Origin of the sequence: Klebsiella sp. OBRC7 (genome assembly GCF_000293135.1) — a bacterium.
Lineage (GTDB): Bacteria > Pseudomonadota > Gammaproteobacteria > Enterobacterales > Enterobacteriaceae > Klebsiella > Klebsiella michiganensis.
The window spans coordinates 1-8,735 of sequence record NZ_ALNJ01000153.1 but is presented as its reverse complement, the minus strand read 5'-3'; the positions used below and the strand labels follow the sequence as shown (position 1 = coordinate 8,735).

The 8,735-nt window shown below is 55.4% G+C and carries 9 protein-coding genes; 4 read left to right on the top strand and 5 right to left on the bottom strand.

Translation table 11 applies throughout. The features are described from left to right. The first annotated feature begins 109 nt into the window (after positions 1-109). The 4 genes from ilvY (at position 110) to fabV (ending at position 4,179) form a co-directional block, all read left to right on the top strand. A complete protein-coding gene (ilvY, locus tag HMPREF1144_RS29840) occupies positions 110-1,012 on the top strand; it encodes an HTH-type transcriptional activator IlvY (RefSeq protein ID WP_009654922.1) in 903 nt (300 codons plus the stop codon). Between the two features lie 120 nt (positions 1,013-1,132). Further along, a complete protein-coding gene (locus HMPREF1144_RS29835; RefSeq protein ID WP_009654925.1) occupies positions 1,133-2,137 on the top strand; it encodes a dihydroxyacetone kinase subunit DhaK in 1,005 nt (334 codons plus the stop codon). 1 nt (position 2,138) lies between these two features. Next, positions 2,139-2,768, top strand: a complete 630-nt coding sequence (gene dhaL, locus HMPREF1144_RS29830) for a dihydroxyacetone kinase subunit DhaL (RefSeq protein WP_009654921.1) — start codon at positions 2,139-2,141, stop codon at positions 2,766-2,768. A 217-nt stretch (positions 2,769-2,985) separates the two neighbouring features. Further along, on the top strand, positions 2,986-4,179 hold the full coding sequence (fabV, locus tag HMPREF1144_RS29825; RefSeq protein ID WP_032449369.1) for an enoyl-ACP reductase FabV: 1,194 nt from the start codon (positions 2,986-2,988) through the stop codon (positions 4,177-4,179). Positions 4,180-4,312: 133 nt separating this feature from the next. Here the strand turns inward: fabV and HMPREF1144_RS29820 are convergent, their stop codons facing one another. The 5 genes from HMPREF1144_RS29820 to HMPREF1144_RS29800 all read right to left on the bottom strand — a co-directional run bounded on the left by HMPREF1144_RS29820 (position 4,313) and on the right by HMPREF1144_RS29800 (position 8,713). After that, on the bottom strand, positions 4,313-4,579 hold the full coding sequence (locus tag HMPREF1144_RS29820) for an HPr family phosphocarrier protein (protein ID WP_009654924.1): 267 nt from the start codon (positions 4,577-4,579) through the stop codon (positions 4,313-4,315). A 15-nt stretch (positions 4,580-4,594) separates the two neighbouring features. Further along, complete coding sequence (locus HMPREF1144_RS29815) at positions 4,595-5,236, bottom strand: DAK2 domain-containing protein (RefSeq protein WP_009654926.1); 642 nt, start codon at positions 5,234-5,236, stop codon at positions 4,595-4,597. A 9-nt stretch (positions 5,237-5,245) separates the two neighbouring features. Further along, entirely contained in the window at positions 5,246-6,259 is a 1,014-nt protein-coding gene (locus HMPREF1144_RS29810; RefSeq protein ID WP_009654928.1) for a dihydroxyacetone kinase subunit DhaK, read from the bottom strand. 45 nt (positions 6,260-6,304) lie between these two features. Further along, positions 6,305-6,967 (bottom strand): class II aldolase/adducin family protein, encoded by a 663-nt coding sequence (locus HMPREF1144_RS29805; RefSeq protein ID WP_009654927.1) that lies wholly within the window; start codon positions 6,965-6,967, stop codon positions 6,305-6,307. Between the two features lie 102 nt (positions 6,968-7,069). Next, positions 7,070-8,713 (bottom strand): BglG family transcription antiterminator, encoded by a 1,644-nt coding sequence (locus HMPREF1144_RS29800; RefSeq protein ID WP_009654923.1) that lies wholly within the window; start codon positions 8,711-8,713, stop codon positions 7,070-7,072. Positions 8,714-8,735: the final 22 nt, after the last annotated feature.

The following is an 8,735-nucleotide window of genomic DNA, read 5'->3' as shown; positions in this document are numbered from 1 at the left end:
GCTTTTGCGAGAATGTACCCACATTACAACAGGAAATTCATTGCGGAAATTGATATATTCACAACATTACGTTGCAATTTCTGCAATATAAATCCGTGAGGTGAAATCGGTGGATTTACGCGATCTGAAAACCTTCCTGCATCTGGCGGAAAGCCGCCACTTTGGCCGCAGCGCGCGGGCGATGCACGTCAGCCCCTCCACGCTTTCCCGGCAGATTCAGCGGCTGGAAGAAGATCTCGGCCAGCCGCTGTTTGTGCGCGATAACCGCACGGTCACGCTGACCGAAGCCGGTGAAGAGCTGCGAGTGTTTGCCCAACAGACGCTTTTGCAATATCAGCAGTTGCGCCATACCCTCGATCAGCAGGGGCCGTCCCTTTCCGGCGAACTCCATATCTTCTGTTCAGTGACCGCGGCGTACAGTCATCTGCCGCCGATCCTCGACCGCTTCCGCGCCGAACATCCCTCGGTGGAAATTAAGCTCACCACCGGCGACGCCGCCGACGCCATGGACAAAGTGGTCACCGGCGAGGCCGATCTGGCGATTGCCGGTAAGCCGGAAACGCTGCCCGGCGCGGTCGCCTTTTCGATGCTGGAAAATCTGGCGGTGGTGCTGATCGCCCCGGCGCTGCCCTGCCCGGTGCGCAATCAGGTTTCGGTTGATAAGCCCGACTGGTCGACGGTGCCGTTTATCATGGCCGATCAGGGGCCGGTACGCCGCCGCATTGAGCTGTGGTTCCGTCGTCACAAAATCAGTAATCCATCTATTTACGCGACGGTAGGCGGCCATGAGGCGATGGTCTCAATGGTGGCGCTGGGCTGCGGCGTGGCGCTTATTCCCGAAATCGTGCTGGAAAACAGCCCGGAACCGGTGCGCAACCGCGTGATGATTTTAGAACGCAGCGATGAGAAGACCCCGTTCGAACTGGGGGTCTGCGTGCAGAAAAAACGGCTGCATGAGCCGTTGGTGGATGCGTTCTGGAAGATTGTGCTCGAGCGTAAAATGACCGAATAGCATGGCCCCAGTCATGCCCCAGGTTTGGGAGATTAATTGGTATCAAAGGTGCCAGGTCTAAACGGGCTGTGCAGGTAAAATCGTCACTAAAGAAACAGGACCTTACGAGAGGGAGTGACGATGCAGAAACCCAAAAAGCTGTTCAACAACACCGATAATATCCGCAGCGAAATCATGGAAGGGCTGGTGTACGCCGGGCGCGGAAGGATCCACGCCCTCCCGGAGTACTGCGCGGTTTATCGCACGATGACGCAAACCGGCCAGACCGTTATCGTCAGCGGCGGCGGCAGCGGCCATGAGCCGACGTTTGCCGGGTTCGTCGGTGAAGGTGGCATCGATGCCTGCGCGCTGGGTGAAGTTTTCACCTCGCCTTCTCCCGATCAGATTATCGAAGCCAGCCGGGCCGTTCATCAGGGCAACGGCATTCTGTTCCTCTATGGGAATTACTCCGGCGACGGCATGAACTTTGATATCGCCGCCGAAATACTGGCGGAAGAAGGCATTGAGTGCCGCACCGTGCGCGCCACGGATGATATTGCCTCTGCGCCGCCGGAGAAAATGTCCGATCGCCGCGGCGTCGGTGGGCTGGCGTTCTTGTATAAACTCGCCGGTGCGGCGGCACAGTTTGAACGCTACACTCTGCCCGCGCTGGAGGCTCTGGCGCAAAAGGCCAATCACAATACGCGTACCATCGGCGTGGCGCTCAGCGGCTGCGCACTACCGCAGTCCGACGCCTTTAACTTCACGCTGGCAGACAACGAAATTGAGCTGGGAATTGGTATTCATGGTGAACCGGGGCTATGCCGCATGCCCATGCCGCATAGCGACGAGCTGGTCGAGATGATGATCGCCCGCCTGTGCGATGACCTGCCGTTTGGCCACGGCGATAACGTCTGCGTCAGCGTCAATAACCTGGGTGCGCTGAGCAACACTGAGCTCATGGTCATCACCCGTAAGGTCGGCATGGCGCTGGCAGAACGCGGCATTCACACTCACGACGTGCAGGTCGGCCACTTTTGCACCTCGCTGGAGATGTCCGGATTTTCGTTAAGCCTGCTGCGGCTGGACGATGAAATGCAACGTCTGTATGACCATCCCATCAATACCCTCGGCTGGAGAAAATAAGATGAACACCACGCAATTCACCGCCTGTCTACAGCACGTTGCCCAGGGCATGATCGCCAGCGAACCGCGCCTGACCGCACTCGACCAGGTCATTGGCGATGGCGATCACGGTATTGGCATTAAGCGCGGCTTTACCGCTTTGCAGACGCTACTTTCCGCGCCTGAATTTTCTCCCGCCGATATCGGTGACTGCCTGCTGCAAAGCGGCACGCGGCTGATGACCAGCATGGGCGGCGCTTCCGGCGCGATCTTCGGCACCCTGTTCCGCGCGGGCGGCAAAGGGCTGGCTGGACGCCGCGAGCTGGATGCCGCGACGCTGGCTGAATGGCTGGAGACAGGTATGCAGGCTATCCACCAGCGCGGCGGCGCAGAGCCGGGCGATAAAACAATGATGGATGCACTCGCCGCAGCGGCAGCGCGCGCACGCTCAGACGCGACCCTGCCATTATCCGAAGCGCTGGCAAACTGCGCGCAGGCGGCGATGGCCGGTGCGGAAGGGACATCCACGATGGTGGCCCGCTTCGGGCGCGCGAAAAACCTCGGCGAGCGGGCCATCGGCCACTGCGACCCCGGCGCGGTATCGATGGCGCTGATTCTGCAATTTATGGCCGAATTCCCCCATACCCGCTAACCCACCTGCCCGTTTAAAAAGGGTTCATGTCCGTACATGGGCCCTTTTGCGTTATAGCGAAAATCAGACGTAATTCATCATTGCAGCCGCTTTTCTGTATAATGCCCCGTGCCATAATAGATGTGGGGGGCTTGTTAACCCTGATGTTAAACAAGCCAGAACAGACGGTGTCATTGCGCACTTGACAGCGAAAATACAAACTTAATTAGCCATCATTATGATAATCAAACCAAAAATTCGTGGATTCATCTGTACAACGACCCATCCGACTGGCTGTAAAGTCAACGTGGAAAAACAGATCGAATATGTGAAGAAAAACGGGAAAATCGCTAACGGCCCTTCCCGCGTGCTGGTGATCGGTGCTTCCACCGGTTACGGCCTGGCTTCCAGAATTTCCGCCGCGTTTGGTAGCGGTGCCGCCACTATCGGCGTATTTTTCGAAAAACCGGGCACGGAAACCAAACCGGGTTCCGCGGGCTGGTATAACTCTGCCGCCTTCGATGAGGCCGCAAAACGCGAAGGTCTGTATTCCAAAAGCATCAACGGCGACGCGTTCTCCGATGAATGCCGCGACGCAGTCATCAAACTGATCAAAGAAGACCTGGGTCAGATTGATTTAGTGGTTTACTCACTGGCCTCTCCAGTGCGTAAAATGCCGAAAACCGGTGAAATCGTTCGTTCTGCGCTGAAGCCAATCGGCGAGGTTTATACCTCTAAAGCGATTGATACCAACAAAGATCAGATCATCACCGCCAGCATTGAGCCGGCCACCGAAGAAGAAGTTAAGAACACCGTTACCGTCATGGGCGGCGAAGACTGGGAACTGTGGATGGGCGCGCTGAGCGAAGCAGGCGTGCTGGCCGAAGGCGTGAAAACCGTGGCCTACTCCTACATCGGTACCGACCTGACCTGGCCAATCTACTGGCACGGCGCGCTGGGCAAAGCGAAAGAAGACCTCGACCGCGCGGCAGGTGAACTGCGTAACCAGCTGGCTCCGCTGCACGGCTCCGCGAACGTTGCCGTACTGAAATCCGTTATCACCCAGGCCTCTTCTGCTATTCCGGTGATGCCGCTGTACATCTCCATGGTCTTCAAGCTGATGAAAGAACAGGGGATTCACGAAGGTTGTATCGAGCAGATCAACCGTCTGATGACCACCAGCCTGTACGGCGATAAAGTGGCGCTTGATGACAATCAGCGTATCCGTATGGATGACTGGGAACTGCGTGACGATATTCAGCAGGCGTGCCGTGACCTGTGGCCGCTGATCACCACCGAAAACCTGACGCAAGAAACCGACTATGCAGGATACAAGCAGGAATTCCTGAACCTGTTCGGTTTTGCTCTCGACGGTGTGGATTACGATGCGGACGTGAACCCTGAAGTTGAATTCGACGTCATCACGCTGTAATGCGTTGAAGCCGGGTGTCGGTTACGCCTTACCCGGCCAACGAGATTTGTCGTCCCGATAAGCGTAGCGTCATCGGGCAAAGGGTTCGTGCGAAAGCATGAACCCTTTTTTATTCCGCCTGATAATGCGTGGGCTAATCGAAGCCAAAGCCTTCCGCGAACAGCACCTTCAACTTTTCCATTGCCTCCTGCTCATCGCTACCGCTACAGATGATCTCAAGCGATCCTCGGCCTTTGATCCCTGCCCCCAGAATGCTCATGATGCTTTTCCCTTTGATAACCTTGCCGTCATAGATCATCTCGATCCGCGATTGATACTGCGCGCAGGCTTTGGCCAAAACCCCCGCCGGACGGGCATGAATGCCGTGCTGATTGCTGATTTTCACCACTTCTTTCAACATAATTGCGTTCCTTACTTACCGCCCGTCGCTCGGGCAAATAGCCTGCACGAAGTTAAAATAGCCCTGGATCAACAGTTGCGCGACCATGGCGCCAGGATCGACAAACGTGCGCGAGCGCTCGCCATGAATAGCTGCACGCCCGTGCTTCGCCACCATGGTGGTTGTCTGCTGCACGCCCTGTTGTGCTTGCAGTAGCGCATTCCTCGCCGCGGTCAGCGGTTCCTCTCCGGCAAGCAGCGCCGCCAGCACGGGGGCCATGCCATCGAGGAAGGTTTTTTCGCCCGGCTGCGCTTTCCCGCGCTGCTGCACGCCGTCATACCAGGCCTGGAACAACACGCCGGCTTCCGTTAGCCCCAGCGTTTCCCGGCCTTTAAACGCCTTACCCGCCTGCATCAGCCCGGAAGCCATCAGCGTCCCCATGGTCGACGGCACCGCCGAGGCCATCGCCTTGCCCGCCATGTAGAAGAATCGCCCCAGGTCACGTTCTTCGCTCTGCTGCGCGTAGCGCGCCGCCGCCGCGAAACCGTCGCTCATCGTCAGCCCCAGATCCCCGTCGCCAACCACGCTATCCAGCTCGGTCAGGACCGATTTGTTGGCCTCCATGATGCGCGCCCACTCGGTAAAAAGCGGTCGCAGACTCTGCGTATCTAGCGTCATCCCCCCTCCTTAAGCCGGAAACTGGCGGAACATCGGGGTATCGGCCCCGGCGTTGAGCAGCGTTTTCAGCTCTTCATCCACCGGCATCAGGCTAATGGACATACCGGTCATCTCCATTGCCGTCGCAAATTCGCCAATCCAGACGCGGAAAACGCGCATCTGGCTCTCGGCCAGAATCTGATGTACATGGCGATACATCAGGTACAACTCTTCCAGCGGCGTGGCGCCAAGCCCATTGATCAACACGGCAACTTCATCGCCCTGCTGGCAAGGTGAGTCCGCCAGCAGCCAGGACATCATCTCTTCGGCAATCTGTTCGGCGCTGAGCTGCGGACCCCGGCGAATACCGCTTTCGCCGTGAATCCCCATGCCAATCTCCATTTCGTTGTCGCCAATATGGAAACCCGGTTTACCGATTCGCGGCACGATACACGGCGACAGCGCGACGCCAAGCGTGCGCACGCGGTCTCCTGCTTTCTGCGCAATGCGCTGGACGGTTTCAAGGTCATCCATTCTGGCCGCGGATGCCCCGGCGCATTTGTAGACAAAGAAGATCCCCGCGACCCCACGACGGGTAGTGGCTTCTGTACCGTCCGGCACCGCACCTGCCGAATCATCAGCCGCCACTACCGTCGCGGTTCGGATATCACTCTCCATGTCGGCCATTTCCGCCGCCATATCAAAATTGAAAATATCGCCGTTATAGTTACCGTACAGGTACAGCACGCCCGCGCCGCTATCGACCGCCTGCGTGACGGCGAGAATCTGCTCCGGCGAGGGTGACTGAAACACATCGCCAATGGCGCAGCCGTCCAGCATGCCCTGACCGACGTAGCCGAGGAATAGCGGCAGATGCCCGGAACCGCCACCGGTGACGATCCCCACTTTGCCGGGCACCGGCCGCGCCGTGGCAAGACAGTGAAGATCCTCATTAACACAGCGGAATTTATCGGGATGCGCCAGATAGATACCTTCCAGCATCTCCGGGATAAAGTTCTCCGCCTGATTCAGAAATTTTTTCATGCGCTCTCTCCATGAATATTCCGCCCTGAACGGGCGGGCGCTCAGTTAGCGGGAAAATTTAATCTGCGACGGATAGGCCCAGCGTTGCAGCTCTTCCGGGGCGAAGGATTCAGGCTCCTTACCGCCGTTAATCACCAGCGCGTGGTAGTAAATCTGCGCCATCTCTTCAAGGTAGGCAGACTTCAGCACCGCTTCATACGGGTCCTTGTCTACGCCGATAGCTCCATGCTTTTCCATCAGAATGGCATCAGCGCGTTTGATAGGTTCGATAACGCTGTTCGACAACGCAGGCGTGCCGGGGCGGCCATAGGGCGCAACCGGAATGACGCCATCCTTCAGATTGAGGATCGCGCATTCGTACACCACCGCCGGGATCGGTTTATTCAGTACGGCAAACGACGTCGCATACAGCGAATGGGTGTGGGAAATCGCAAACACATCCGGGCGCGCCTTATAAATCTCGATATGCATCAGACATTCGCTGGTCGGACGCAAACCCGCTTCGCTTTCAATCACATTGGCTTCAACGTCCATTACCACGATATCGCGCGGCGTTAAATGCATTTTGTCGATGGTCGTGGGGGTTACCAGAATAAGTCCCGTCTCTTTATCTCGTACGCTGGAATTACCCGCTTTATGTTTACACAGTCCCCATTGCTGAGCGGTTCTGGCCATTTCGACAACGTGTTTTTTCTGAATTTCTAACATAATATTTATCCTGTATACGGTTATAGGGGCGAGCGATGTCGCGACAATGGTTGCCGGGAAATAACGTTGCAGTTTTTAGCTGCAACGGCGTTTAATGACTTATTACAGGTGATGGACGAATTCTTTTATCAATGCATATTCATCCTGGGCGCGGCGAATAACATTACCGCCATCATAAAATTCGAGAAATTCATTTAATTGCGCGAGCGCCTTGAGATGTTTCTGTGGATTATTAGTTGCCAGGACGATAATAATATCGGCCTGCATATAACCCGCGAAATCAATCTTAGAAGGCAGGCGTAATAACGCCATCCCCGTATCCAGTGCGCCATCATCGACGCCTGCGTGGGCGATAATCACGCCATCGGCCAGCATGATATAGGGCTGCTCGTCAGCGATTTTATTCAGCATAATTTGCAGATAGCGGGGTTCAATCACGCCGCTTTCCAACAGTGACGCAGCGGCCTGAGTAATGGCCTGCTGCCAGTCGCCGGGACACGAAGTGACAAACTGAACGTGTTCGCGCCGCAGCAAGTCGGTCAGCGACGGCGCTTGTGGTTCAATGTTGCCCACCGCGCTCGCGGCGCTTTTTTCATCGTAGATATAGCTGGCCAGCGCGCGCTGCAATCCTTTGTGATCGATAATGTTGCCGAAGCGTTCGAAGATAAGCAGCAGTTGCTCTATCTGAATAATGTTCGGGTCCACGCCCTGTAGCGCGCTGATAACATGATTGCGGAATGCGCTCTTATGGATGCTGCTGATGGACGGATTCACCACAAACACCATCTTGCTGGTATTCAGGTGTGTGGTCGAGAAGACCACATCGTAGTGCCCGGTATAGCGCTCAAACTCGCGGCGCGACATCACCTCGGTAAAGTGCAGTTCCGGGAATAGCACCTGCAGCGTCAGAAACAGATAAGTCGAAATCGTAGCGCTATTCTCACACACGACCACCGCCGTTTTCTGCAGCTTAATCTGATGGATAACCCCTTCGCGAGTCAGCCAGCCGCCAAAAAGCACCGTCAAAAATGCCATCTCTTCATCGGGAATTTCACAGTGCAATACCGTTTCGAACGGCACCGCCGCCCGGCGAACCATCTCGTGCAGGTGGCTGAACTCTTTCACCACCAGATCGTAAACGCTGCTGGTGTTGGTCAGATGGTAGCGAATACGGTAATAGGCCGGTTTCCAGTGTTGATAGATCTTTTCAATCAGCTCATTTTTTTCTTTGATGGTGACGCAGCTTATTTTTTCGAAGTTATCGACCACCGCGACCACGCTTTCGAGCAGAAGCGTATCAAGGTGGAAATATTTATCGGCAATGCTTTGAATATTTGAACTTTGGATCAGTGCCGTCAGGAAAACCAGTTCATTCTCGCTACTGATATTGATTTTACTGATAACGCTCTGCATCAATGTATATTCTCTGCTGCCAATAATGTCAGCGTAGCTGCTCGGGATATTGACCAGACTTTTTCCTGAATCAATACGGTGCAGGACAAAGCAGATAAAATAAATAAGCTCCTGAAGCTGGCGGTCGGTAAACTGAATTTTAAAACGTTTTTCAATTTCGCTGAAAACATTGCCCACCTTTTCCAGATAGTCGCTCATCACATTGTTGTATTGAGCAATAATATTTTTGGCGACCGGGATTTCCAGCACTCGGCGCAGGCAGTTTAGCAACAGGTAGCGTTTTTCCAGCTCCTCACCCAGAATATGATAGCCATTACCCGGTAATGACTCCAACTTATTGATAGTGTTTTATGTT

Coding starts and splice junctions, on each gene's coding strand:
- HMPREF1144_RS29835 (WP_009654925.1), top strand. CDS start 1,133: ATGCAGAAACCCAAAAAGCTGTTCAACAACACCGATAATATCCGCAGC.
- dhaL (WP_009654921.1), top strand. CDS start 2,139: ATGAACACCACGCAATTCACCGCCTGTCTACAGCACGTTGCCCAGGGC.
- fabV (WP_032449369.1), top strand. CDS start 2,986: ATGATAATCAAACCAAAAATTCGTGGATTCATCTGTACAACGACCCAT.
- HMPREF1144_RS29820 (WP_009654924.1), bottom strand. CDS start 4,579: ATGTTGAAAGAAGTGGTGAAAATCAGCAATCAGCACGGCATTCATGCC.
- HMPREF1144_RS29815 (WP_009654926.1), bottom strand. CDS start 5,236: ATGACGCTAGATACGCAGAGTCTGCGACCGCTTTTTACCGAGTGGGCG.
- HMPREF1144_RS29810 (WP_009654928.1), bottom strand. CDS start 6,259: ATGAAAAAATTTCTGAATCAGGCGGAGAACTTTATCCCGGAGATGCTG.
- HMPREF1144_RS29805 (WP_009654927.1), bottom strand. CDS start 6,967: ATGTTAGAAATTCAGAAAAAACACGTTGTCGAAATGGCCAGAACCGCT.